Origin of the sequence: Rhizobium atlanticum (assembly GCF_030182485.1) — a bacterium.
In the GTDB taxonomy this organism is placed as follows: Bacteria; Pseudomonadota; Alphaproteobacteria; order Rhizobiales; family Rhizobiaceae; genus Rhizobium.
Window position 1 is genome coordinate 31080 of sequence record NZ_JAQJCJ010000007.1, and the last position, 25441, is coordinate 56520.

Annotated in this window: 24 protein-coding genes and 1 tRNA gene; 18 read left to right on the forward strand and 7 right to left on the reverse strand. The window is 60.6% G+C overall.

Going from position 1 to position 25441, the window contains the following annotated elements:
- The first annotated feature begins 60 nt into the window (after window positions 1-60).
- On the forward strand, window positions 61-1275 hold the full coding sequence (locus PH551_RS12070; RefSeq protein ID WP_285193171.1) for a ubiquinone biosynthesis hydroxylase: 1215 nt from the start codon (window positions 61-63) through the stop codon (window positions 1273-1275).
- Window positions 1276-1290: 15 nt separating this feature from the next.
- On the opposite strand, the gene PH551_RS12075 is transcribed toward PH551_RS12070, so the two are convergent.
- From PH551_RS12075 to PH551_RS12090, 4 genes are all read right to left on the reverse strand, one after another.
- Window positions 1291-1479, reverse strand: a complete 189-nt coding sequence (locus tag PH551_RS12075; RefSeq protein WP_285193172.1) for a Trm112 family protein — start codon at window positions 1477-1479, stop codon at window positions 1291-1293.
- Between the two features lie 9 nt (window positions 1480-1488).
- Complete coding sequence (locus PH551_RS12080) at window positions 1489-2175, reverse strand: LON peptidase substrate-binding domain-containing protein (RefSeq protein WP_176536246.1); 687 nt, start codon at window positions 2173-2175, stop codon at window positions 1489-1491.
- 74 nt (window positions 2176-2249) lie between these two features.
- Entirely contained in the window at window positions 2250-3224 is a 975-nt protein-coding gene (trxA, locus tag PH551_RS12085; protein ID WP_285193173.1) for a thioredoxin, read from the reverse strand.
- A 56-nt stretch (window positions 3225-3280) separates the two neighbouring features.
- The gene (locus tag PH551_RS12090; protein ID WP_285193174.1) at window positions 3281-3790 is read right to left on the reverse strand and encodes a prolyl-tRNA synthetase associated domain-containing protein; all 510 of its coding nucleotides are present in this window, start codon (window positions 3788-3790) and stop codon (window positions 3281-3283) included.
- A 258-nt stretch (window positions 3791-4048) separates the two neighbouring features.
- On the opposite strand from PH551_RS12090, the gene PH551_RS12095 reads away from it, so the two are divergent.
- A tRNA-Gly gene (locus tag PH551_RS12095) sits at window positions 4049-4123 on the forward strand.
- Between the two features lie 114 nt (window positions 4124-4237).
- Here the strand turns inward: PH551_RS12095 and rtcR are convergent.
- Window positions 4238-5845 (reverse strand): RNA repair transcriptional activator RtcR, encoded by a 1608-nt coding sequence (gene rtcR / locus PH551_RS12100; RefSeq protein ID WP_285193175.1) that lies wholly within the window; start codon window positions 5843-5845, stop codon window positions 4238-4240.
- Between the two features lie 211 nt (window positions 5846-6056).
- Between rtcR and PH551_RS12105 the strand changes: the two genes are divergently transcribed.
- The 3 genes from PH551_RS12105 (at window position 6057) to PH551_RS12115 (ending at window position 10050) form a co-directional block, all read left to right on the forward strand.
- Window positions 6057-7610 carry an RNA-binding protein gene (locus PH551_RS12105; protein WP_285193176.1) on the forward strand — a complete coding sequence of 518 codons (1554 nt, stop codon included), beginning with the start codon at window positions 6057-6059 and terminating at the stop codon, window positions 7608-7610.
- Between the two features lie 552 nt (window positions 7611-8162).
- Entirely contained in the window at window positions 8163-9575 is a 1413-nt protein-coding gene (locus PH551_RS12110) for an RtcB family protein (protein WP_285193325.1), read from the forward strand.
- Window positions 9576-9795: 220 nt separating this feature from the next.
- A complete protein-coding gene (locus PH551_RS12115; protein WP_097598228.1) occupies window positions 9796-10050 on the forward strand; it encodes a DUF2934 domain-containing protein in 255 nt (84 codons plus the stop codon).
- A gap of 63 nt (window positions 10051-10113) precedes the next feature.
- On the opposite strand, the gene PH551_RS12120 is transcribed toward PH551_RS12115, so the two are convergent.
- The gene (locus PH551_RS12120) at window positions 10114-10758 is read right to left on the reverse strand and encodes a ThuA domain-containing protein (protein WP_085779785.1); all 645 of its coding nucleotides are present in this window, start codon (window positions 10756-10758) and stop codon (window positions 10114-10116) included.
- Between the two features lie 244 nt (window positions 10759-11002).
- Here PH551_RS12120 and galE point away from each other — a divergent pair, with 244 nt between their 5' ends.
- Entirely contained in the window at window positions 11003-11986 is a 984-nt protein-coding gene (galE, locus tag PH551_RS12125; protein ID WP_285193177.1) for a UDP-glucose 4-epimerase GalE, read from the forward strand.
- Complete coding sequence (locus tag PH551_RS12130) at window positions 11964-13541, forward strand: alkaline phosphatase family protein (RefSeq protein ID WP_285193178.1); 1578 nt, start codon at window positions 11964-11966, stop codon at window positions 13539-13541. The genes galE and PH551_RS12130 overlap by 23 nt, the downstream gene beginning before the upstream one ends.
- Before the next feature lie 91 nt (window positions 13542-13632).
- On the opposite strand, the gene PH551_RS12135 is transcribed toward PH551_RS12130, so the two are convergent.
- Window positions 13633-14130: a DUF1993 domain-containing protein gene (locus tag PH551_RS12135; RefSeq protein WP_285193179.1), complete on the reverse strand. Its 498-nt coding sequence runs from the start codon at window positions 14128-14130 to the stop codon at window positions 13633-13635.
- Between the two features lie 365 nt (window positions 14131-14495).
- Between PH551_RS12135 and PH551_RS12140 the strand changes: the two genes are divergently transcribed.
- The 11 genes from PH551_RS12140 to PH551_RS12190 all read left to right on the forward strand — a co-directional run bounded on the left by PH551_RS12140 (window position 14496) and on the right by PH551_RS12190 (window position 25291).
- Entirely contained in the window at window positions 14496-15425 is a 930-nt protein-coding gene (locus tag PH551_RS12140; RefSeq protein ID WP_085779789.1) for a sugar ABC transporter substrate-binding protein, read from the forward strand.
- A 69-nt stretch (window positions 15426-15494) separates the two neighbouring features.
- Window positions 15495-17036: a sugar ABC transporter ATP-binding protein gene (locus PH551_RS12145; RefSeq protein ID WP_085779790.1), complete on the forward strand. Its 1542-nt coding sequence runs from the start codon at window positions 15495-15497 to the stop codon at window positions 17034-17036.
- Between the two features lie 34 nt (window positions 17037-17070).
- Window positions 17071-18096, forward strand: coding sequence for an ABC transporter permease (locus tag PH551_RS12150; protein WP_085779791.1), 1026 nt, complete (start codon window positions 17071-17073; stop codon window positions 18094-18096).
- Between the two features lie 157 nt (window positions 18097-18253).
- On the forward strand, window positions 18254-19312 hold the full coding sequence (locus tag PH551_RS12155; protein ID WP_285193180.1) for a dipeptidase: 1059 nt from the start codon (window positions 18254-18256) through the stop codon (window positions 19310-19312).
- Window positions 19313-19411: 99 nt separating this feature from the next.
- Window positions 19412-21055 carry an ABC transporter substrate-binding protein gene (locus PH551_RS12160; protein ID WP_285193181.1) on the forward strand — a complete coding sequence of 548 codons (1644 nt, stop codon included), beginning with the start codon at window positions 19412-19414 and terminating at the stop codon, window positions 21053-21055.
- Between the two features lie 18 nt (window positions 21056-21073).
- Window positions 21074-22141: an ABC transporter permease gene (locus tag PH551_RS12165; RefSeq protein WP_285193182.1), complete on the forward strand. Its 1068-nt coding sequence runs from the start codon at window positions 21074-21076 to the stop codon at window positions 22139-22141.
- Window positions 22138-23073, forward strand: a complete 936-nt coding sequence (locus PH551_RS12170) for an ABC transporter permease (protein ID WP_097598239.1) — start codon at window positions 22138-22140, stop codon at window positions 23071-23073. The genes PH551_RS12165 and PH551_RS12170 overlap by 4 nt, the downstream gene beginning before the upstream one ends.
- Window positions 23070-23903, forward strand: a complete 834-nt coding sequence (locus PH551_RS12175) for an ABC transporter ATP-binding protein (protein WP_085779796.1) — start codon at window positions 23070-23072, stop codon at window positions 23901-23903. Before PH551_RS12170 ends, PH551_RS12175 begins: the two co-directional genes overlap by 4 nt.
- Entirely contained in the window at window positions 23900-24649 is a 750-nt protein-coding gene (locus PH551_RS12180; protein WP_285193183.1) for an ABC transporter ATP-binding protein, read from the forward strand. Before PH551_RS12175 ends, PH551_RS12180 begins: the two co-directional genes overlap by 4 nt.
- A gap of 161 nt (window positions 24650-24810) precedes the next feature.
- Window positions 24811-25002 (forward strand): hypothetical protein, encoded by a 192-nt coding sequence (locus PH551_RS12185; RefSeq protein WP_183706398.1) that lies wholly within the window; start codon window positions 24811-24813, stop codon window positions 25000-25002.
- Window positions 25003-25126: 124 nt separating this feature from the next.
- Window positions 25127-25291, forward strand: coding sequence for a hypothetical protein (locus tag PH551_RS12190; protein ID WP_020922541.1), 165 nt, complete (start codon window positions 25127-25129; stop codon window positions 25289-25291).
- Window positions 25292-25441 lie beyond the last annotated feature (150 nt).

Here is a 25441-nt window from a genome sequence, read left to right on the forward strand (position 1 = left end):
AGTGAAGTTGCGATGATCTATATAGATCACATCTGAGGCACAAGGTACGGGAGCGGCGCGATGCTGGATATGCTGGTTGTGGGCGGGGGGTATGTCGGCCTTTCTGCGGCGGTCGCGGTCAAGCAGGCAGCGCCACATCTGAACGTCGCGGTCGTGGAGGCCGCCCCCGAGCATGTCTGGAAAAACGATACGCGCGCTTCAGCCATCATCGCGGCGGCCTCAAAGATGCTCGAAGTCTTCGGCATCTGGAACGAGATAGAGCCTGAAGCGCAGCCGATCACCAAGATGATCGTCACCGATTCCCGGACCTCCGATCCGGTCCGTCCTGTATTCCTGACGTTCGACGGCGAAGTGGAGGAAGGCCGGCCCTTCGCACACATGATCCCGAACGTTGCCATGGTGGCAGCACTGCGCGATCTCTGCGAGCGGCTCGGCATCGACATCCGCCACGGGCTTGGGGCGACCGAATTCAAATCCCACGACAGCCATGCCGACGTCACGCTTTCGGACGGCAGCACGCTGGAATCCCGGCTGGTGGTTGCCTGCGACGGCGTGCGCTCAAGGCTGCGCGATCTCGCCGGCATCAGGACCGTCACCTGGGACTACGGGCAGTCCGGCATTGTCGCGACCGTCGAACATGAGCGGCCGCATGACGGCTGTGCCGAAGAGCATTTTCTGCCGGCCGGCCCATTCGCCATCCTGCCGCTCCGGAACAACCGCTCCTCGCTCGTCTGGACGGAACGCACGCATGATGCCGACAGGCTGGTCGCCGCCGACGATCTGATCTTCGAGGAGGAACTGGAACGCCGCTTCGGCCACAAGCTCGGGGCGCTCAAGGTCATCGGCGACAAACGCGCCTTTCCGCTCGGCCTGACGCTTGCCCGCGCCTTCGTCGCTCCACGTCTGGCGCTGGCCGGCGACGCCGCCCACGGCATCCATCCAATCTCGGGACAGGGGCTCAATCTCGGCTTCAAGGACGTGGCGGCGCTCGCCGAAACGATCGTCGAGGCCGACCGCCTCGGTCTCGATATCGGCTCGATCAACATCCTTGAGCGCTACCAGACCTGGCGGCGCTTCGACACCTTCCGTATGGGCGTGACGACCGACGTGCTGAACCGGCTCTTCTCCAACGACGCAATGCCGATCCGCATCGCCCGCGATGTCGGTCTCGGCATCGTCGACCGGCTGCCGCGCCTCAAATCCTTCTTCATCAGCCAGGCGGCCGGAACAGCGGCAAAGGATAATCCGCGGCTGTTAGCCGGCCAGACGATTTAGCCGAATTCGGAGAGGCTATTCGTCGAGGCGGCGGGCCTCGGACACCAGCATGATCGGAATGCCGTCGCGGATCGGATAGGCAAGCTGCGCCTTTTCCGAGACGAGCTCATTGTGATCGCGATCATAGGAAAGCCGGCCCTTGGAGAGCGGACAGACCAGGAGTTCCAGCAGTTTCGGATCGACGCGGCTCAGTTTTTCGTCCATGACCGCAGTTTACTGCAGAACCGTATCGGAGTCACCGAAGACCCGCGCCAGCACGATTTCGGTAATGGCGATCAGCGTCTCGGCCCGCGTCTTCAGGTCCGGCGCCTCCAGGAGCGCCTGTTTTTCAGCCGGCCCGAACGGCGACATCATGGCAAGTGAATTGACGAGCGTCAGGTTGCTGGCCCGCTCGACGCTCTCCCAGTCGGCCTCCAGCTTATTGGCATCGAGATAGGCCTTAAAAGCGGTCAGAAGCGCCGTACGGTCGACCGCCTCCTCCTCGTTCTCGGCCGAGAGATCGGCAATGAAGGGCGCGATGCGGAAGGTGCGGAAGGGATCGCTGGTCACCTTCTCCTCCAGGAGCCGGAAGCGGCAGACGCCGGTCAGCGACACGATATAGCGCCCGTCGCCGGTCTCGGCAAAGGAGGTGATGCGACCGAGGCAGCCGACGGCGGCAAGGTTGTGCTCGCCGCCCTTGTCCTCATGTTCGCCGAGTGCCGGCTGGACCATGCCGATCAGCCGGTTTCCGGCAAGGGCTGCATCCAGCATCGCCAGATAACGCGGCTCGAAGATGTTGAGGGGAAGCTGCCCGGCGGGCAGGAGGAGGGCCCCGGTCAGAGGGAAGACGGCGATCGCATCAGGCAGATCGCCCGGCTTCAGGTATCTGGCATTACCGACTTGCATGAAACCGTCCCGCATTCTGGTGGACGGGCGCGCCCGTCCTGACGAGAATGTGGTGCCCCCGCCCGAAAACGCAAGGGCGGATGTTCATCTTAAGAGAACAGCATTGCCGAAAGCTTGCGCCGCGCGGCAACCGTCGCCGGATCCTTGAAACCCCAGACTTCGAAGAACTGCAGCAGTTGCCGGCGGGCGCCGTCATCGTCGAAGGCGCGATCCTTGCGCATGATGAGAAGCAGATGTTCGGCGGCTTCCTCGCGCCGGCCTTCGACATTGAGGATCTTGGCGAGCTTCAGCCGCGCCTCGTGATTGTCGGGATTCGTCGCCAGTTCCTGCTCGAGCGCGACGGGATCGCCGAGCTTGCGCGCCTCCTCGATCTGGTCGAGCTTCTTCAGCACCGCCTGGATGCCGGCGTCCTTCGCAAGCTCCTCGGGCAGATCAGTCAGCGTTTCGCGGGCCCGCTGATGCTGGTTTGCGGCGATCATGCATTCGGCCATGCCGGCAAGCGCCTTGGCATTCTCCGGATCGGCCTGCATGACCGCGCCGTAAAGCTGCGCCGCCTCGTTGACGTTGCCAACAGCGAGCAGCTCCGCCGCTTCCGTCAGCACGGCTTCGATTTCGGCCGCCTCATCGGCACCGGCAGGCCCGGCAATACGGTCGATGAACTGAGTGATCTGACTTTCCGGCACCGCACCCATGAAGCCGTCAGCCGGACGGCCGTTGACGAAGGCAATGACGGCGGGGATCGACTGGATTCCGAGCTGACCGGCAATCGAGGGATGGTCGTCGATGTTCATCTTGACCAGTCGAACGCGGCCCTTGGCCTCATTGACCACCTTCTCCAGGACCGGCGTCAGCTGCTTGCAGGGACCGCACCACGGCGCCCAGAAATCGACCAGCACCGGCTGTTTGCGCGACGCCTCAATGACGTCCTTGCCGAAATTCGCAGTCGTCGTGTCGCTGATATAGCTGCCGGCCGCAGCCGCCGCTTCCGGCTGAGCGCCGAAGCTTGCCGTCGCCGACATCTGATTTCCGAAGGAACCGTTATAGGGGTTGTTGCTGCCGCTCATAGGTATCTCCCGCCGCGCCGATCCTGCCGGCGTCATTGTAGCGCTAAAATCGTATGTCAGGACGTCACTTTCAAGACAAGCGGCTTATGTCCGGTCGCTTCCATGAAACGGATGAGGTCGCCGCTCGCAATCGATGTTGTCGCATCGTTGGAGAGCGGATGGCAGTTGATGATTTCCTCGGCCATCAGATCGGCATCGAGCACGAAAGTGACGTTTCCGCCGATGTCGTTGATCGCGCCGAAGGCAGTGACCGCTCCCGGAATGACACCGAGATACTCCATCAGCTTCTCCGCTCTGCCGAAGGAGACCCGGCCGGACCCGCCAATAATGGTGTGAACCTGCTTGAGGTCGACCTCGGCATTCTCCTCCACCGTCAGCAGGAAATACCTGTCCTTCTTGTCCTTGATGAAAAGATTCTTCGTGTGGCCGCCGGGGATGGCGTCGCGCAACGCAACTGATTCGGCCACGGTGAAAACAGGCGCATGATCCACTGTCTTATGGGCGATGCCGAGCCCGTCGAGGAAGGCGATCAATTCTTCTCTTGTCTTGGGGGTATTATCGGACATCGGGCAATCCATCGAACGGAGATAAGGAAAAGTCGAGGCGTCCTGATTAAGTCCGTCCACAATATTTGGCAATCTTCGCAACCGACGCTCTGCCCCCAGTTTTGCGGCCTTTACGCTCTGCCTCGCCGGACACCGAAATTTTTCTTCGCTTCTCCGTCATTTCCCTGTTGCATTTGAAAATCCGTTAGGCCATATAGCGCCCGTCGCCACGAGGCGGCGCCCACGGTCCAACGACTACCCCGGACCGATGCGGATTGAGCGGGTGTAGCTCAGGGGTAGAGCACAACCTTGCCAAGGTTGGGGTCGAGGGTTCGAATCCCTTCGCCCGCTCCAGTTTTTCTCTTACACATCCTGAAGACACAGGTACGGAACGGACCCAAGTGGCAGCCTTCCAACGTCCGGTTGGCGATGGTTCGCAAGGGCCAGGTGCTGATGAGGAGACGCCGCCTAGCGGGATTTTCTTACGTCTTCGAATTTCAGATCAAAGCGCGCGAGATATTTGGCAAGCCGATCGGCGTCGTTGCTGCTCTTTTTTTCCAGTCGCGAGTTTGCAAACAGTGCCCGGCCCGCGGCACTGGCGCTGACATGCTCCTGGCAGGTGCCAACAACGGCGGCGAGTTGAACGGCGTCGAAACGATCGAGGCTGTTAACGGCGTCCTCGCCGAGCAGATCGATGAGGATGTCGTCGGATGACCGGCGTCCCGAGGAGCCGCGCCAGGCGGCCTTTAGGCGTCGAATCTCGTCGTCGACTACCTCGACAGTGATTCGGCCTTGAGGCGCGAGTGTTGCCATGCGCGTCACGGAGGCGGACAAGTCGCGGAAGTTCGCGCTCCAGAGAGCATCGGGGCCGGTCGCAAACGTGAGATAGCGGCTTCGAGCCTCCTTGTTGAAGGTCACATTCTGCCCTTCACGATCGAGGAAACGTCGAAGTTCGAAATCGAGATTGGGCTCGATATCCTCCTTGCGCTCGCGCAAAGCCGGCAGCTGGAAAGTCCATAGATTGAGCCGGGCAAAGAGATCTTCGCGGAATTGACCCTGGTGGACGGCTTCACCGAGATCGCGATTGGTACCCGCCAGAAGCTGGAAGTCGGCGGAAACTTCACGGTCCGCGCCGACCGGCAGGAAGCGCTTCTCCTCGATCGCCCGCAGGCACATGGCCTGTTCATCCAGGCCGAGTTCGCCGATCTCATCGAGAAAGAGCACACCCTTGTCCGCCGACTTCAGCAGGCCGGGCCGTTCGCCTGCCGCGCCCGTAAAGGCGCCTTTGACATGGCCGAAAAGCGCCGACATGGCGTGATCGCCGCGGAGCGTTGCGCAGTTGACCTCAACGAACGGACCGCTGACTTTTCGCTCGACCCTCTTGAGTTCGTAGATGCGCTTGGCAAGCTGCGATTTTCCCGCGCCGGTCGGGCCGGTCAGCAAGACGGGTGCGGTAGAACGGATCACAACGCGCTCGATCTCGTCGATCATGCGGTTGAAGGCGGGGTTTCGCGTCGAAATACCGGATTTCAGAAATGAGGCGGCATCGGCCTGTTCGGATGCGAAGCGCTTGGCGATTTCGTCATAGCGCGAGAGATCAAGATCGATGATGCGATGGGTTCCCGCGAAATCCTGTCCCGGCTCGCGCTCGCGCGGCGGAGAGAGCTGCAGCAACCTGCCGGGGATGATGCGCGCTTCGGTCAGGAGGAACCAGCAGATCTGGGCGACATGGGTGCCGGTGGTGATGTTGACGAAATAGTCTTCGGCCTCGGGATCGAAACTGTAGTCCCGGGCAAAATCCCTGAGGCTCGTATAGACTTCGGAAAAGTCCCAGGGGTCCCGCAGATTGATGATGCGCTGGCGAACCTCCGTCGCGGGCGAAATCGTCTCGATATCCCTGATCACAGTCTTGGCCAGCCAGTCGGAATGGCTGTCGTGGATCAATTCCAGCCGATCGATAAAAAGACCGGCCTGTTGGCAAAGGCCGACGTTCGGCCGCCAGCGCGTCCATCGGTCTTCCCGCCGGCCCACGTCGAGAGTCGTTCCAAGAATGCTGATGGCGACTCGGCGCTTCATCATTTATCCAAAATTATAAAATCCCTATATTACCAGATAGACTATTCCGCCTTCTCGAACTTGGCAATTTGCAAGGCAGAAATTCTCTTATAAATTTTTATGTTTGAAATCAATAGTTTATGATCTATTTCGCGGAAACTTGTCGCGGATTTTACAGACTGGCACGCCACTTGAATTGTATTCGGCAGAACCAAATCAAAGAGGTGCTGCCATGGTGAACAAGGCAATCTTCAGATCCTATTTCGGAAAGCTGCTCGCCGGCACGACGACGACCAACCACGAAGGCGCAGCAGCCTATGCTCTCTCGCCGCGTGAAGCCCTGGCGCAATATGCCGTCACCGGAACATTCGGCGACACGTTCTATGCGGATGCCGGGGAACAGCTCGATGCCGTGATGCGCCTTGGCGCGGAGGTCGAGCCGGAATTCCTGGCAAAGCTTGCGGTCTACGCGGCGGAGAAGGGCCATATGAAGGACATGCCGGTCATGCTGCTGGCGATGCTTTCGGGCCTCGAAAGCGATGCCTTTGCGCGGGCGTTTCCGCGTGTCGTGAAGAGCGGCAAGATGTTGCGCGGCTTCGTGCAGGTCATGCGGTCGGGTGTGACTGGCCGGAAATCGCTCGGATCGCGGCCGAAGAAGATGGTGCAGGCCTGGTTCGACCGGGTGACGACGGAACAGTTTCTGCATGCGATGGTCGGCAATGATCCGTCGCTGCCGGATGTGATCCGGATGGTACATCCGAAGCCGCGAGACGCGGAACGTCGTGCGCTCTACGCCTGGGCGATCGGCAAGCCGTATGACGTCGCCGCATTGCCGGCGGAGGTAAAGGCGTTCGAAGCATTCAAGCGCAATAACGGCTTGCCGCTGCCGCCCGTACCGTTCCAGATGCTGACCTCGCTTGGTCTGAGCAGGGAGCAGTGGTCGGAAATCGCCTTGAAGGGCTCGTGGCAGATGGTGCGCCAGAACCTCAACACCTTTGCTCGAAACGGCGTGTTCGAGGTGGATGGCATGGCCGCACGGCTTGCTGCGCGGATCGCCGATCCGGAAGCGGTGCGCAAGGCGCGTGTCTTCCCCTACCAGTTGATGGTGGCGTGGCATATGGCGAACCGGTCGGTTCCGGCTGTCGTTGCGGATGCTCTGCAGGATGCGATGGAGGTGGCAGTCTCCAGCGTGCCGACGATCGGCGGGAATGTCGTGGTCTGCCCGGATGTCTCCGGCTCCATGTCGTCCCCCGTCACCGGCTACCGAAAGGGCGCGACATCAACCGTCCGCTGCATCGATGTCGCAGCACTCGTGGCTGCGTCGTTCCTGCGGCGTAACCGGCAGACGCGTATCATCCCGTTCGAACAGGACGTCGTGAACGTCCAGCTGAACGGGCGTGACAGCGTGATGACCAATGCGGCGAAGCTCGCGGCAGTCGGCGGCGGCGGAACGAACTGCTCCGCGCCGCTGCGGCTGCTGGCAAAGGAGAAGGCGGCGGTCGACCTCGTGCTCTTCGTCTCGGACAACCAGTCCTGGATGGATGCGCGGGGGCACGGCCAAGCGACCGCGATGATGGCTGAATGGGCGCGGATCAAGAGGCTGAACCCGGCGGCGAAGCTGGTCTGCCTCGACATCCAGCCCTACGTCCAGACGCCGGCAGCGGGAGAGGACGTGCTGAATATCGGCGGCTTCTCGGATGCCGTCTACGGAGCCATCACCAGCTTCGCAGCCGGCAAATCCGGCCCGGGCGAATGGGTTCGCAGGATCGAGGCGACCGATCTTTGAAATTGCTTCGCGCCGCCAGTGAACGGCGCGAGGCACCGTGACGAATGCCGGATGGAACTACAGACTGTCACTCTCCAGGTCGCGGGTTCGAATCCCGTCGGGTCCCCCAAAAAACAAGGACCCGTAGCTCAGCGGATAGAGCGGGTGTTCCACCACATCTCGTCGTCACGGACCAATCGAAAGACATGTTAAAGACATGGCGAATGCCGGGAAAACTACATCGGTAATCCCGGGCGCGGGTTCAAGGCCCGCCTTGTCGCCCGAATCCCGAAAGGGAGAAGGATGCGCAAGATGTTTCCTCAGGACTTGTCGCCATGACGAGAATTGCAGCGGCGAATGCCGGACGAAACTACAGCCTCCGTATCGAGGTGGCCTGACAGGTTCGACTCCTGTCCCGGCAGCGCTCTCTGGCACGAGCGGGGCCACTCGGTTTCGTCCACCTTTGTCGCCGCTGCAAAAATGCCTGGCGTCCGGGAAAATCGTTGCCCAGGCGAGCATGAAACGTAACCAAGAAGAAGGACTGCAGACGCAGAAAAGAAGATGACCGAGATAATGAGCGGACAGGATCTGATCGACGCAGGCATGAGCCAGGGCAAGTGGTTTCGTCCGGCTCTCGATGCGGCCAACAGGGTTTTGAGCCAGGGCGGTTCGGCCGCGGAGGCGCTTGAAGCAGCAAGGGCTTTTCAGCCGGGGCCGACGCTCGCCCTGAGATCGGATAACGATATCGAGATCTATTCCAATATCCGCGCCGAGAACGCCTTCGAGCAGGACAATGTCGAAAAGGTCAATGCTACGATGCGGGCGCTGGTGCGCACGCCGGTCGTGCGGGCTGCGGCGATCATGCCGGACGCCTGCCCGGCCGGGCCGGTCGGCACCATTCCGGTTGGCGGTGTCGTGGCATCCGAGGCGATCCATCCGGGGATGCACTCAGCTGACATCTGCTGCTCCATGGCAATCTCGATCTTTCCGGATGTCGATCCGAAATCGCTTCTCGACGCCGTGCATGAGGTAACGCATTTCGGGCCTGGTGGCCGCCCGCGCGGTGCGCAGATCAAGCCTTCCGAAGCGACACTGTCTGCCTTCCAGCAGAACCCGTTCCTGCGGGACGGGGCGCTGAGCGCCGGCATCGAACATTTCGGCACGCAGGGCGACGGCAATCATTTCGCTTTTGTCGGAACGATAAAATCGACCGGCGAGACCGCGCTCGTCACCCATCACGGGTCGCGTGCACCGGGTGCCCGGCTCTACGACAAGGGCATGAAGGCCGCGAACCGCTTTCGCGAGCAGATCTCGCCGGAAACCCTGCGGGACAATGCATGGATTCCCGCCGACACCGAAGAGGGCGACCTCTACTGGTCGGCTCTGCAGGCCATCCGGCAGTGGACGAGGGAAAACCATTATGTCGTGCATGACATGGCGGCAAAGGCACTCTCGGCGAAGGTGGCCGATCGTTTCTGGAACGAGCACAATTTCGTTTTCCGGAAATCGGACGGCCTCTTCTATCACGGCAAGGGAGCGACGCCGGCCTTCGACAAATGGGCTGAGGATGCCACCGATCTGACGATCATTCCGCTGAACATGGCGGAACCGATCCTGATCGTCCGCGGCTCCAACGCCGTCCATGGCCTCGGCTTCTCGCCACACGGCGCCGGCCGTAATTTCTCGCGCAGCGCCCATATCAGGCGCCTGGCGGAAGAATATGGCGCGGATGCCCGCGGCTTGAGCCCGAACAACATGGCGGCGATCATGGAAAAGGAGACGGCGGGTCTGGACGTTCGCTTCTTCTCGGGCTTTGCCGACGTCTCGGAACTGCCGAGCGCCTACAAGTCCGCCGCCAATGTGCGTGCGCAGATTGAGCACTACGGTCTGGCCGAGGTGGTCGACGAGGTCGTTCCGTATGGAAGCATCATGGCCGGCGACTGGCAGAAGGACGCACCCTGGCGTCGCAAACGGGAACGCCGTTGATTGCCTCCAGTGCTCCGGCCTTTGCCGTATTGGCAAGGGCCGCAGCACGATACGTGCGGCAATTCTGCCGCCGGTTCCTATTACTTTATCAGGGCCTAAGTATCCGCATCTCTTCGCATTATCTAAAAACTAACGTTGCCTCGTAACCACTCCTAAAGCCAACTGTGGCACCTTGTCGGCTATCGAAATTTGCTTCCAAATTTTTCGGCTGGGGTTTGTTATGAGTCACAATCGGGACGCCTGGGTCAGCCAGCGCGCTTATTCGCTGTGGGAATCGGAAGGCCGGCCCGAGGGGCGCGGGGAAAGCCACTGGATGCAGGCGCTCAAGGAATTCGAGCAACTGGAATTGACCAAAGCCTCGCCCGACGGAAATGACCTTATCGAGAAACTGAAGGCGGCCGGACGGCTGATGCGGGTCTATGACGGGGCGGTCCCCGCCGTCGAGAACGGCCTTCAGCTGAAAGCGGCGCGTTAAAAGGTTTTCCAGTCGAATTGAAGCACTCATCCCGCCCGGATGCAGCAATGTGTCGTCCTGATACTATTGGCGGGCGGCCCAGCCGAGGCCGCGCCGCAGGATGAGTGGCATAAAGGGATGGTCGAACTCGGCGGCGACATGGCCGAGTGCGGAATAGAAGATGCGGCCGGCGCCGAAATGGCGTTTGAAGACGACGGGCATCACCACATTGCGCGCCGCCGGATCGTAGGCGCCGGTGAAAGTGGTGGTCGCAAGGATTTCGACCGTCGGATCGTAATGCAGATAATATTGCTCCGAACGGTAGTCGAAGTCGGGAATGCCCTCCATGACAGGATCGTCCTGGCGGGTGACGGCGACACGGAAATCGATGATGTTGCCGGGATGGGCGACCCAGGTGACGCCGCAGACGTAGCGGAAAGGTGCGCTTTCCTTGAAGGAGGTGGCGAGCGCGCCGTGATGGCCGGCGAGTCCGAGACCTCCGCGCACGGCTTCGACCAGGGCGCTAGCATGGGGCTTTTCCAGCGTTCCGCCGGTGATGATGGGCACCAGCAAATCCGCCTTGGCCAGGATCGGAGATCCGAATATGCCGAGATCGCTGGTCACCTCCACGGCGAAGTCGTCCTCGCGCAGGAGATCGGCGACGATATGGGCGCATTGTTCCGGCTCATGGCCCTGCCAGCCGCCCCAGACGATCAATGCCTTCCTCATTCCCGTTCTCCTTGCTGTCTGTCGCGGATCGTAGAGCATCGCCCGATGGTACAAGCCGCTTAAATCGGGCGGTCACGCAAATCACGCGAATAAATCATCGACTTCCCCGTTTCGGCCAAATCGCAAAACCGCCGATTTCGGCATTTGACGTATTGTCCGCTCGCGCCGATCGAAGTTCCTTCTTTTTATTGACGTGTATCTCGTCTAGGTTTCTTCCATCTCTCACTGATAATAAGGGTGGTGCATGGCAGGTGAAACGATTCTTGTGGTCGGCGGCGCCGGTTATATCGGCTCGCATACGTGCCTCGACCTGGCGAACAAGGGCTATAGGCCTGTCGTCTTCGATAATTTTTCGAACGGCCATCGCGAGTTCGTCAAATGGGGGCCGACGGAAGAGGGCGACATTCGCGATCGTGCCCGGCTGGACGAGGTGCTGGCCAAGCACAAGCCGGCAGCAATCCTTCACTTCGCGGCGCTGATCGAGGTCGGCGAATCGGTCAAGGATCCGGTTTCATTCTATGAAAATAATGTGATCGGCACCTTGACGCTGCTTTCGGCGGCGCAGGCGGCCGGCGTCAACGCCTTCGTCTTCTCCTCCACCTGCGCCACCTATGGCCTGCCACAGAGCGTACCGCTCGACGAGACGCACCGGCAGGTGCCGATCAACCCGTATGGGCGGACGAAATATATCGTCGAACAGGCGCTTGCCGATTACGACCAGTACAAGGGCCTGCGCTCGGTGGTGCTGCGTTATTTCAATGCGGCCGGTGCTGATTTCGAAGGTCGGATCGGCGAGTGGCACCAGCCGGAAACGCATGCGATTCCCTTGGCGATCGACGCCGCACTCGGCCGCCGCCAGGGCTTCAAGGTGTTCGGTAGCGACTACGAGACGCGCGACGGCACCTGCGTGCGCGACTACATCCATGTGCTCGATCTTGCCGACGCGCATGTGCGCGCCGTCGAATATCTGCTGAAGGGCGGCGATTCCGTCGCGCTCAACCTCGGCACCGGCACGGGTACGACGGTCAGGGAATTGCTGGGCGCGATCGAGGACGTGTCGAACCGACCCTTCCCTGTCGAATATATCGGCCGGCGCGAAGGGGATTCGCATACGCTGGTCGCCAACAACGACAAGGCGCGCGACGTGCTCGGCTGGGTGCCGCAGTATGATCTGTCCGAGATCATAAGGTCCGCCTGGAATTGGCATGCAAAATCCAACCAGCATTGAGCCAAGCAGCATTGAGCCAAAAAGCCTTGAAAAGCTCCGCCGGCCCAATATTCTGCTGATCACCGCCGACCAATGGCGTGGCGACTGCCTGTCGGCGGTCGGTCATACTTGTGTGAAAACACCTCACATCGATGCACTGGCGCGCGAAGGCACGCTCTTCCGGCAGCATTACGCCGGGGCCGCCCCCTGCTCTCCGGCCCGGGCCACGCTTTATACCGGCCTTTATCAGATGAACCACCGCGTCTGCCGCAATGGTTCGCCGCTCGACGCTCGCTTCGACAATCTGGCTCTAGCGGCCCGGCGGGCGGGATACGACGCAACGCTGTTCGGCTATACCGACACGGCCCCCGATCCGCGCGGCATGGATGCGGCTGACCCGCATCTGACCACCTACGAAGGCGTGTTGCCGGGTTTTACCGCTCGCCAACTCCTGCCCGAGCATGAGCGGCAATGGCTCTCATGGCTCAGGTCACGTAGCCATGCAAATGCCGTCAGCCGCGACATCCACATCCCCGTCGGTACGCGAGCCGGCGAAATTTCCGATGCTGCACCAGCCTATTCCAGCGATGAGACCCAGACCGCCTTCCTGGCCGGCGAGTTCATTCGCTGGATGGGCGAACAGGACCGGCCGTGGTTTGCGCATGTCTCCTTCTTACGTCCGCACCCGCCATTCTCAGTGCCGGCGCCGTTCAACCGGATGTACAAGCCGGATGACGGGCCGGCCTTTGCGCGTGCGGAAAACCGCGAAGCGGAACAGGAAGCTCATCCCTATCTCGCCTATGCCATGCCGCTCACCGACAAGGGCAGCTTCATTCACGGGGCGCAAGGGCCGCTCAGCGCCTGGAGCAGCGAGGACTTCGCGGCGATCCGGGCAATTTATTACGGGATGATCTCAGAGGTCGATGCGCAGCTCGGCCGGATCTGGCAGGCGCTTAAGGATGCGGGCGCTTGGGAGAATACGCTCGTCGTCTTCACCTCGGACCACGCCGAGATGGCGGGAGATCACTGGACGCTCGGCAAGGGTGGCTTCTTCGATGGCAGCTACCATATCCCGTTGATCATCCGCGATCCCGCAAACGCTGCGGCCGGCAGGATCGTTGACGATTTCACCAGCGCTGTGGATATTTTTCCCACCTTGTGCGTAAGGCTCGGCATCGAGCCGAAGAACGGCCTCGACGGTCGGTCGCTGATGCCGTTCGTCACGGGCGAGGCCGTCGAAGGCTGGCGCGACGCGATATTCTGGGAATTCGATTTCCGCGACATCGCCAAGGGCGAGGCAGAGCGGCATTTCGGGCTGGGGCCGAACCAATGCAACCTCGCCGTGATCCGCGACGATCGGTTCAAATATGTGCATTTTGCCGCACTGCCGCCGCTGCTCTTCGATCTCTGCAATGATCCGATGGAGCTCGACGATGTCGCGACTGATCCGGCCTATGCGGCGATCCGGCTTGAATATGCCGAGAAGTTGCTCTCGCTGAGAGCACGGCATCTCGACCAGACGCTTGCCTATACCGAGCTGACGGAAAAGGGGCCGGTGACGCACCGACCCCGGTAGAGCGTTTCCGTCTTCTTCGAATGGAGGCAACGCTCGCTTTATTTTTACGTCCAGCAAGACCCGCTGTGCGCTTTGCCAGAATTGCCTTGAATCAGCCCAGATAGTCGCGCTTGCCGATCGGTGCGCCCTGGTTGCGCAGGATGGCGTGGGCGGTGGCGACGTGAAAGTAGAAGTTCGGCAGGGCGAAGGTGGTGACATATTCGTCACCCGGCAGCACGATGCCGCTCTTGCCCGGCAGAGTGATCTGTCGGCTTTCCGCGCCCTCCAGGGCTTGCGCCGAGAAGCCGGCGAGATAGGCTTCTGTCTTTGCCAGGCGCTCGCGCAAATGCTCGATCGTCGTCTCGTTATCCTCGAACTTTGGCGCGTCGGTTGCGGTCAGGCGAGCGAGCGCGAACTTGGCGCTGTCGCTGGCCCGCTGATATTGGCCGGCGAGCGGCAGCATGTCGGGTGCAAGCCGCGCGGAGACGAGTATCACGGGATCGATATTCTTTTCCTTCGCATAGGCTTCAGCCTTATCGAGATAGGTCTTCAGGCTGGCGAGGCCGCGCTCGAACATCGGAACGGTAAGGCGATAGATCGAAATGGACATCAGTCTGTCTCCAGAATTTTCAAAATGGGCGGCCGCGGCGATGTCGAAGGGCCTGCGGCGGGGCCTGTCTTCGACCTTTCCATAGATGGAGGCTGCCCACTTCGTGCGCAATGCCGCCGAACGCGTGTGCCACGCGCAATTCCCATGCATTGCCCCATCAATATCCGAGTGCCGCTAAAGAGAGGCTTGACGTCTTTCCCAGAAAATGGAATGAATATTCCGCAGAACAAATTTTACGGTTTGTTTGTTCCGTTTTCGGAACGCCGCGGGAGAGGCGGCGCAGCAAATTGCGGCTTCAGGGCAGATGCCCGGAGCTCCGGCGTGAGGAGGGTGCAGCCGGGCACCGCTTTGTGGAGGAAGTGAAAATGAAAAAGTTTATCCTGGGCACTGCGATGGCGCTCGTCATGTCGACGGCCGCCCACGCGGAAACGGTTGGCGTCTCTATGGCGAAGTTCGACGACAACTTCCTGACCGTTCTGCGCAACGGCATGACCGATTATGCCAAAACGCTTTCCGGCGTCACGCTGCAGGTCGAAGACGCACAGAACGACGTTTCCAAGCAGCAGAGCCAGATCCAGAATTTCATCGCCTCCAAGGTCGATGCCATCATCGTCAACCCCGTCGATACCGATGCAACCACGGCAATGTCGAAGCTCGCCGCCGATGCCGGCATTCCGCTGGTTTACGTCAACCGCCAGCCGGTCAACGTCGACACGCTTCCGGAAAAGCAGGCCTTCGTCGCTTCCAACGAGCAGGAATCCGGCACGCTGGAAACCAAGGAAATCTGCCGCATTCTCGGTGGCAAGGGCAAGGCCGTCGTCATCATGGGCGAGCTTTCCAACCAGGCTGCCCGCATGCGCACCCAGGACGTCCATGACGTCATCAAGACGGATGAATGCAAGGGCCTTGAGATCGTCGAAGAGCAGACGGCCAACTGGGATCGCACCCAGGGCGCCGACCTGATGACCAACTGGCTCTCCAGCGGCATCGAATTCGACGCTGTGATCTCCAACAACGACGAAATGGCTATCGGCGCCATCCAGGCGCTGAAGGCAGCCGGCAAGGATATGAGCAAGGTTGTTATCGGTGGCGTCGACGCCACCCAGGACGCGCTTGCCGCCATGCAGGCGGGTGACCTCGACGTCACCGTGTTCCAGGACGCTGCCGGCCAGGGCAAGGGCGCACTCGATACGGCGCTCAAGCTTGCCAAGGGCGAAAAGGTCGAAAAAAAGGTCTACATCCCCTTCCAGCTCGTCACCCCAGAAAACGTCAAGGACTTCGTCGCCAAGAACTGAGGCGAGTGCCAAGGAGGATGCGGGCTCTGCCCGCATCCTTTCAGCCTGTCCGTATCCGGAGGAGATGATATGGCCGTCAGTCCGACAACCATGGCAGCCGTGCGTGCGAGCGGCGCCGTTCCGAATGCGGAGTTTCTCTTGAGCGCCGAGGGCGTCCGCAAGGAGTTTCCCGGCGTCGTCGCACTCGATGACGTGCAGTTTCGGCTGAAACGCGCCTCAGTGCATGCGCTGATGGGTGAAAACGGCGCCGGTAAATCGACGTTGATGAAGATCCTCGCCGGAATCTATACGCCCGATAAAGGCGATATTCGCCTCAAAGGGGTCGAGATCCAGCTGAAATCTCCGCTCGATGCGCTGGAGAACGGCATAGCCATGATCCATCAGGAGCTGAACCTGATGCCGTTCATGACGGTTGCCGAAAATATCTGGATCCGCCGCGAACCGAAGAACCGCTTCGGTTTCATAGACCATGGCGTGATGCATAACATGACCGAGGAGCTGTTTGCCCGGCTCAATATTGATATCGATCCCGATATCGAAGTCCGGCACCTCTCGGTCGCCAACCGGCAGATGGTCGAGATCGCCAAGGCGGTTTCCTATAATTCCGATGTCCTCATCATGGACGAACCCACTTCGGCCCTGACGGAGCGCGAGGTCGAGCATCTTTTCCGCATCATCCGCGACCTCAGGTCTGAGGGAATCGGCATCGTCTACATCACCCATAAGATGAACGAGCTGTTCGAGATCGCCGACGAGTTTTCCGTCTTCCGCGATGGCCGATATATCGGCACGCACGCCTCGACCGACGTCACCCGCGACGACATCATCCGCATGATGGTCGGGCGTGAGATCACCCAGATGTTTCCGAAGGAACAGGTGCCGATCGGCGAGGTCGTGCTCTCCGTCAAGGATCTTTGCCTCAACGGTGTCTTCAAGAACGTCTCCTTCGAGGTCAGGGCCGGCGAGATTCTCGGTGTGGCCGGCCTCGTCGGCTCCGGACGGTCGAATGTCGCCGAAACACTGTTCGGCGTGACGCCGGCAAGCTCCGGCAGGATCGAACTGTTCGGCAAGCCGGTGACGATTTCCTCGCCGACCGAGGCGATCCGTCACCAGATGGCATTCCTGACGGAGGATCGCAAAGACACCGGCTGCCTGTTGATCTTGGATATTCTGGAAAACATGCAGATCGCCGTCCTGCAGGACAAATTTGTCAAGGGTGGTTTCGTGCAGCAGGGAGCACTCGAGGCGACCTGCGAAGACATGGCGAAAAGGCTGCGCGTAAAAACCCCCAATCTTTACGAGCGGGTGGAAAACCTTTCGGGCGGCAATCAGCAGAAAGTACTGATCGGGCGCTGGCTGCTCACCCATCCGAAGATCCTGATCCTCGATGAACCGACGCGCGGCATCGATGTCGGCGCCAAGGCGGAAATCCATCGGCTGGTCACGGAAATGGCGCGAAACGGCGTGGCGGTTATCATGATCTCATCCGAAATGCCCGAGGTTCTCGGCATGAGCGACCGCATCATGGTCATGCATGAGGGCCTGGTGACCGGTTTCCTCAATCGCGATGAAGCAACGCAGATCAAGGTGATGGAGCTGGCTGCGCGGTAATGCGCAGCTTGGAATCGCCTAAGGGAGGTTTGATATGAGTACCAAGGCAGCAGAGGGTACGGCCCCGCTCGCAACCCGGCAGAGACGGCGGCGTATGCCGCCGGAACTCAGCATCTTCCTGGTGCTTGTCGGCATCGCGCTCATCTATGAAGCGCTCGGCTGGATTTTCATCGGCCAAAGCTTCCTGATGAATTCGCAGCGCCTGACAATCATGATCCTGCAGGTCTCCGTCATCGGCATTATCGCCGTCGGCGTCACGCAGGTCATCATAACAGGCGGCATCGATCTATCATCGGGCTCCGTCGTCGGCATGACGGCGATGATCGCGACAAGTTTCGCCCAGTCCTCCACCTGGGGGCGGGCCGTTTTCCCCTCGCTGACCGATCTTCCGGCGCTCGTGCCCATTATGATCGGTCTGCTGATCGGAGCGGCGGCGGGTCTGGCGAACGGCGCGCTCATCGCCTATACGAAGATCCCTCCGTTCATTGCAACGCTTGGCATGTTCGTTTCCGCCAGAGGTGTTGCCAAGTGGTATACGAAGGGGCAGCCGGTTTCCGGTATCACCGAGCAGTTTCATTTCATCGGGACGAAGGCGTGGCCGGTTGTCGTCTTCCTCGTCGTAGCACTGATCTTCCACATCGCGCTGCGCTACACCCGCTATGGAAAGTTCACCTACGCCATCGGCGCGAACCCCCAGGCCGCCCGCGTTTCCGGTATCAACATCGAAGCGCACCTCGTCAAAGTCTATGTGATTGCTGGATTGCTTGCTGGTCTCGCCGGCATCGTCACGGCGGCACGCGCGGAAACCGCGCAGGCAAGCATGGGCGTCGGATATGAGTTGGACGCGATCGCCGCGACCGTCATAGGCGGCACCTCGCTCACCGGTGGCGTTGGGCGCATCACCGGCACCGTCATCGGCACCATCATTCTTGGCGTCATGACCTCGGGCTTCACCTTCCTCAGGATCGACGCCTATTATCAGGAGATCGTCAAGGGCTTCATCATCGTCGCGGCCGTCGTCATCGACGTCTACCGGCAAAAGAAGCGCCGCAAGCACTGAGGACGACCATGTGATCCGATGATTTTGCGGGGGCTTCGGCCCCCGTTTCGCTTTTGGTGATGCTCCACAATGCCGATGCCAAAAAAAGAGGTGGCGAATTCCGTCAGCTTTTCTATTCTGCCGCTTATTGGCCCGCTCGGGCAGCGCAGGAAGACAGATGCAATTCGTATTTGACGGCCACAACGACGTTCTCCTCCGGCTCTGGACACATTCAAAAGACGGCAGCGACCCGATCGCGGAATTCGCAGACGGAACGACGACCGGCCATATCGATGCGCGTCGCGCCAGGGAAGGAGGCCTCTCAGGTGGCCTCTGCGCCATCTACATTCCCTCGGGCGATCTTGTCTTCGCCGATCCGGATGCCGATGGCCGCTACATCACGCCGATGGCGGCTCCTCTCGATCCGCTGCCGTCGCTTGCCATCGCCACCGAAATGGCGGCGATCGCTTTGCGGCTCGACCAGGCAGGCGCCTGGCGGCTCTGCCGGACGGTTAAGGACATCCGCGGCGCCATGCAGGAGGGCATCTTTGCCGCCGTCATGCATATGGAAGGCTGTGAGGCTATCGGCCCCGACCTTTCGGCTCTCGAACTATTTTATGCAGCGGGACTGCGATCGCTTGGCCCGGTCTGGAGCCGGCACAACCTCTTCGGACATGGCGTGCCCTTCGCTTTCCCGATGTCGCCGGATACGGCGCCCGGCCTCACCGAGGCCGGTTTCGAGCTGGTGAGGGAGTGCAATCGCCTCGGTATCCTTATCGACCTCGCCCACATTACCGAAAAGGGCTTCTGGGACGTAGCGAAGACGACGAACCAGCCGCTGGTCGCCAGCCATTCCAATGCGCATGCACTGACGCCGGTGGCGCGCAATCTGACGGATAGGCAGCTCGATGCGATCCGCGAAAGCCGCGGGCTCGTCGGCATCAACTATGCCACCGCCATGCTGCGTCCCGACGGTCGCTCGGACAGCGACACACCGCTTGCCGATATGATCCGCCACATCGACTATCTGGTGAACCGCATCGGCATCGATTGCGTCGGCCTCGGATCGGACTTCGACGGCGCAACCATTCCGGAAGAAATCGGCGACGCGGCCGGCAATCAGAAGCTGATTGCCGCTCTCCGGGAGGTTGGATATGGTGAGGCCGACCTCAAGAAACTTGCCCGTGAAAATTGGCTTCGTATTCTGGCGCAAGCTTGGCGGGAGGACCACGCCTAAAGTGCGGCGCGCCTCTCGACGCACTGAAAACGGACAATATTTTAATGGGACATGACCGACAAAACGCTTCGTAATCAATCAAGAACAGGGGAACAGACCATGATGATCGCCAAGCTCAGCCGCAATTTCCGCCTACTTTCCGCAGGGGCCGCCATATCGCTCCTGATGATGACGGCACCCGCCGCCTTTGCCGAGACGCCCAAAGACACGCTGGTCGAAGGGTTTGCCATCGACGACATCATCACCATGGATCCGGGCGAAGCCTTCGAGCTTTCGACCGCGGAGATCACCAGCAACAGCTACAGCCTGCTCGTCCGTCTCGATCTCGCCGACACGTCCAAGGTGAAGGGTGATCTTGCCGAGAGCTGGAGCGTTTCGGATGACGGCCTCACCTATACGTTCAAGCTGAAGCCCGGCCTCAAATTCGCCTCCGGTAATCCGATTACCGCCGAAGACGTTGCATGGTCGTTCGAACGCGCCGTCAAGCTCGACAAAAGCCCGGCCTTCATCCTCACCCAGTTCGGCCTGACGGGCGACAATGTCACTGAAAAAGCCAAGGCGGCCGACGCCAATACCTTCGTCTTCACCGTGGACAAGGCCTATGCGCCGAGCTTCGTACTCAACTGCCTGACGGCGACCGTCGCCTCGGTTGTCGACAAGAAGCTCGTGATGGAACATGTGAAGGCGGTGACGCCGGATGCCGAGCATAAATACGACAATGATTTCGGCAATGAATGGCTGAAGACCGGTTATGCCGGCTCCGGCGCCTTCAAACTGCGCGAATGGCGGGCAAACGAAGTCGTCGTGCTCGAGCGGAACGACAATTATTACGGCGACAAGGCCAAGCTCAACCGCGTCATCTACCGCTATATGAAGGAAAGTTCGGCCCAGCGGCTGGCGCTCGAAGCTGGTGATATCGACATCGCCCGCAATCTGGAGCCTGGCGATATCGACGCCGTTTCCAAGAATGCCGATCTCGCCACGACAAGTGCGCCGAAAGGCACGATCTACTATGTCAGCCTGAACAACAAGAACGAGAACCTGAAGAAGCCCGAAGTCCAGGAGGCTTTCAAGTATCTGGTCGACTACGATGCGATCGGCGCAACCTTGATCAAGGGCATCGGCGAGATTCATCAGACCTTCCTGCCCAAGGGCCAGCTCGGCGCGCTCGATGAAAATCCCTACAAGCTTGATGTCGCCAAGGCCAAGGAACTCCTTGCCAAGGCCGGCCTTCCGGACGGCTTCTCGGTGACGATGGATGTGCGCAACACCCAGCCGGTGACCGGTATTGCCGAATCCATGCAGCAGACGCTGGCGCAGGCCGGCGTCAAGCTGGAAATCATTCCGGGTGACGGCAAGCAGACGCTGACCAAATATCGCGCTCGCACCCACGACATCTATATTGGTAACTGGGGATCGGATTATTTCGATCCGAACTCCAATGCCGATACCTTCACGAGTAATCCTGATAATTCGGATGCGGGCACGGTGAAGACACTCGCCTGGCGCAACACCTGGGAAGCGCCGGAACTCGATAAGCAAACCAAGGCGGCCTTGCTTGAACGCGACAACGCCAAGCGCGCCGCAATGTATGAGGATATCCAGAAGAAGTTCCTTGCCAACAGCCCCTTCGTCATCATCTTCCAGCAGACCGAGGTGGCCGCTTATCGGAAGAATCTGAAGGAGTTCAAACTGGGTCCGAGCTTCGATACCAACTTCGTCGGCCCGATCGCCAAGGAATAATCCGGCAGGATTAGCGGCGTGAGCACCATCGAAACCACACGGGAGGCGCGGCCCCGCAAGGGCCGTGCCGGCGCCTTCGCCAAGGCTTTGGGGCGGTTCCTGTTCGCCGCCCTCACCACCTATCTTGGCCTGCTGGCCGTCACCTTCTTCATCGGCCGAGTCGTACCGATCGATCCCGTGCTCGCCATTCTCGGCGACCGCGCTCCCACCCATGTCGTCGAGCGGGTGCGCCAGGAGATGGGTTTCAACCTGCCGCTCTATCAGCAGTTCTACATCTATATCAAAGGCGTCCTGTCCGGCGATTTCGGCAACTCGGTGCTGACGACCAATCCTGTCATGGTCGACATCCGCCGGGTCATGCCGGCGACTATCGAGCTCGCGACGTTGGGAACGCTGATCGGCGCCTGCGTCGGCGTGCCGCTTGGCGTTCTCGCCGCAGTGCGCCGCGGCAGCATCGCCGACCAGATCGTACGCGTCATTGGTCTCATCGGCTATTCGGTGCCGATCTTCTGGCTGGCGCTGATCTCCCTCGTCATCTTCTATGCGCAGCTGCGCTGGGTGGCTTTTCCCGGCCGAATCGACATCGTCTTCGAATATACCTTCACGCCGATCACCGGCTTCTATCTTCTTGACAGCGCCTGGCTGGGGCAATGGGATGTCTTCTATGACGTCTTCCGCCACATCATCCTGCCCGCGTCGCTGCTCGGCTATTTTTCGCTTGCCTATATCAGCCGCATGACGCGCAGTTTCATGCTGAACGAGCTTTCGCAGGAATATATCGTCGCCGCGCGTGCCAAAGGTCTTTCGGAAACACGGGTGATCTGGGGCCATGCGCTGCGCAATGCCGCCGTGCCGCTCGTCACCGTCATCGCGCTTTCCTATGCCGGGCTGCTCGAAGGATCGGTGCTGACCGAGACCGTCTTTTCCTGGCCGGGCATCGGGCTCTACATCACCAATTCGCTGCAGAACGCCGATATGAACGCCGTGCTCGGCGGCACGATCGTCATCGGGACGATCTTCATCGGCATCAATCTTCTGTCCGATCTTCTCTACCGGACGCTCGATCCGAGGACGCGAAACCGATGACGGCTCCTGCCAGCCCCTCTCCTGCGATGAGCCGCCGCGAATGGCTGCTTTCCGACCGGCCGCAATCGCGCAGGCAAGCCCGTCTCGGCCGCGCTTACGTCACTTGGCGGCAGTTCACGGCCAACAGGCTTGCCGTCGTCGGCCTGCTGATCATCGTCGCCCTGCTCCTCGTCGCCGCGTTCGCCGATCTCCTCGCCACGCACAACCCCGTCGTCGGCGATCTCCGCAATGCCCGCCTGCTGCCGCCGGGAACGAGCGGCTACCTGCTCGGCACGGATGATCAGGGCCGCGACATCTATTCACGGCTGATCTATGGATCGCGATTGACCCTGTTCGTCGTCGTGCTCGTCGCCATTATCTCCGCGCCGATCGGGCTGATCGTCGGCACGGTCTCAGGTTATGCCGGAGGCTGGGTGGATGCGACGCTGATGCGCATCACCGATATCTTTCTTGCCTTTCCGAAGTTGGTTTTGGCGCTCGCCTTCGTCGCCGCGCTCGGCCCCGGCATCCAGAACGCGGTCATCGCCATCGCCATCACCTCCTGGCCCCCCTATGCCCGCATCGCTCGGGCCGAGACGCTGACGGTCCGGCGTTCCGACTACATTGCGGCGGTGAAGCTGATGGGCGCCTCGCCGTTCCGCATCATCGTGCGCCATGTCATGCCGCTCTGCATTTCCTCGCTGATCGTGCGCGTGACGCTCGATATGGCCGGCATCATTCTGACAGCGGCCGGCCTCGGCTTTCTGGGTCTCGGCGCACAGCCGCCGCTGCCGGAATGGGGCGCGATGATCGCGTCGGGCCGGCGCTTCATTCTGGATCAGTGGTGGGTCGCGGCCATGCCCGGCATCGCCATTCTCATCGTCAGTCTCGGTTTTAATCTCTTAGGCGACGGCCTGCGCGATGCGCTCGATCCGAAGGAGAGCGGCCGATGACGACGCTTCTGACGGTCGACAAGCTCAAGGTCAGTTACCCCACCCGCACCGGCCTGATCGAGGCAGTGCGCGGCGTCTCCTTCACGCTCGGCAGAGAAAGGCTCGGCATCGTCGGCGAATCCGGCTCCGGCAAGTCGCAGACCGGCCGGGCGATCATGGGACTGACGCCGAAACACGGGATCGTCACGGCCGACAGACTCGATTTCAGCGGCATCGATCTCCTCAAGGCATCCGCCGGCGAAAGGCGCAGGTTGCGCGGCAAGCGCATCGCCATGATCCTGCAGGATCCGAAATATTCGCTCGACCCCGTCATGACGATCGGACGGCAGATCTGCGAAACGCTGCGCACTCATGAGAAGATCGGCAAAGCGGAAGCGCGCGAACGGGCGCTCGCCATGCTGGAAGCGGTGCAGATCCGCGATCCCAAACGCGTCTTCGACCTGCACCCGCACGAAGTTTCGGGCGGCATGGGACAGCGCGCCATGATCGCCATGATGCTGATTGCCGGGCCTGAACTGCTGATTGCCGACGAACCGACTTCGGCGCTCGACGTGACGGTGCAGCTCGATGTGCTGCGGATCATGGACAGGCTGGTCTCTGAGCGCGGAATGGGGCTGATCTTCGTTTCCCATGATCTGAGGCTGGTCTCTTCCTTCTGCGACCGGGTCATCGTCATGTATGCCGGCAAGATCGTCGAAGAACTGGCGGCTGCCGATCTCAAACATGCGCAGCATCCCTATACCAGGGGACTGCTGAACTGCATGCCGGAAATCGGCGCGAACCGCCATCCGCTGCCGGTGCTCGACCGCAAGCCGGAGTGGGCGGCATGAGCGCAGCCCTCCACGTCGACAATCTCAGTGTCGCCTACGATGATTTTCATGCGCTGAAGGATGTCAGCATCAGCGTCGAGCGCGGTGAATCTTTCGGCCTCGTCGGTGAATCCGGGTCGGGCAAATCGACCTTGCTGCGCGCCGTTGCCGGACTTGCGCCCATCAGCGGCGGCGCGATCCGCATCGACGGCGAAGAGTTGAAGGGTTCGAAGCGCAGCAAGGCCTTCTATCGGCGCGTGCAGATGGTCTTCCAGGATCCCTACGGCTCGCTGCATCCGCGCCAGACGATCGATCGGTTGCTGCTCGAACCGCTTGCGATCCATGCCGTTACCGACAGCGACAAGCGTATTGCCCGCGCGCTCGACGAAGTCGGTCTCGGCAATGGTTTCCGTTTCCGCTATCCGCATCAGCTTTCCGGTGGTCAGCGACAGCGTGTGGCGATCGCCAGGGCGCTGATCGTGCAACCGTCGATCCTGCTGCTCGACGAGCCGACATCGGCGCTCGACGCCTCGGTGCAGGCGGAGGTGCTGAACCTGCTCGAACAGATACGCCGCGACCGCAAGCTCACTTTCGTCATGGTCAGCCATGACCTCGGCGTCATCACCCATATGTGCGAAAGGCTCGCGGTGATGCGCAGCGGCGATGTCGTCGAACGATTGAGCTCGGAAGAGCTGGCGCGGGGCGCGGTCAAGGAGGATTACACGAAAAATTTGATGATCGCGAGCAAGGGTTTCGTCAAAGCCTAAAGGTAATCATTTCAAGCCATTGAAAAGAAAAGGCCGGTGGGGGCGTTAAGGATAATGTTCCCTTAAAAGACGACCATTCGACTAGACTATTGACAGCCGCCGCGCTTCTGTCATGATCCTGTTAACGATTGTTAGCTTTCGTGATCGATGGAGGTCGAGGCATGTTCTTTCTCGGTGGGATGACCATGGGCTATCTCGATCCTCCCGTGAAAGCCGATCGCAAGGAACAGATCACGGTCTCCATACCGGCGGAACAGGACCGGCGCCTGATCGGGACCGAGACCTCCGATCTGCAGCAGAACGAGAACGCCATCGAGCGCTCCCTGATCTGGGCATGGCGCACGCTCTGCTAAAGAGCGGTTGAATTTTCTCTTCCGCCCGCTCTAGAAGGAAATTTATCTCTACCTACCTGATAGGGAATAAGAAATATAACAGCGAGCCGCACAACCGGCCGCACGAGAACAACGGAGGCGACACATGGCAGAGCTGGGTATTTCGCATACTCACGTGAACCACTATGGTTCGGTAGCCACCAAGAAGCCGCACGCGACGCGCCACCGGCTTCAGACGGTGCTCCATGGGACGATCTTCACCGCGGCATTCCTGTTCGTGGTGGCAATGGTCTGCGGCGTCCTCGGATAGTCGGCAGATGATAGGCCTCGGCACGTGCCGGGGCCGCCTGCGCCTCATGCGGCGCGTTTCCTCGCTCGGGGCAAGCCCGATCAAAGCGCAGCCAGACCATGATCTGGCGAACCATCCTCCTATCGACAAGCCGCGGCCGGGCCGCAAAGG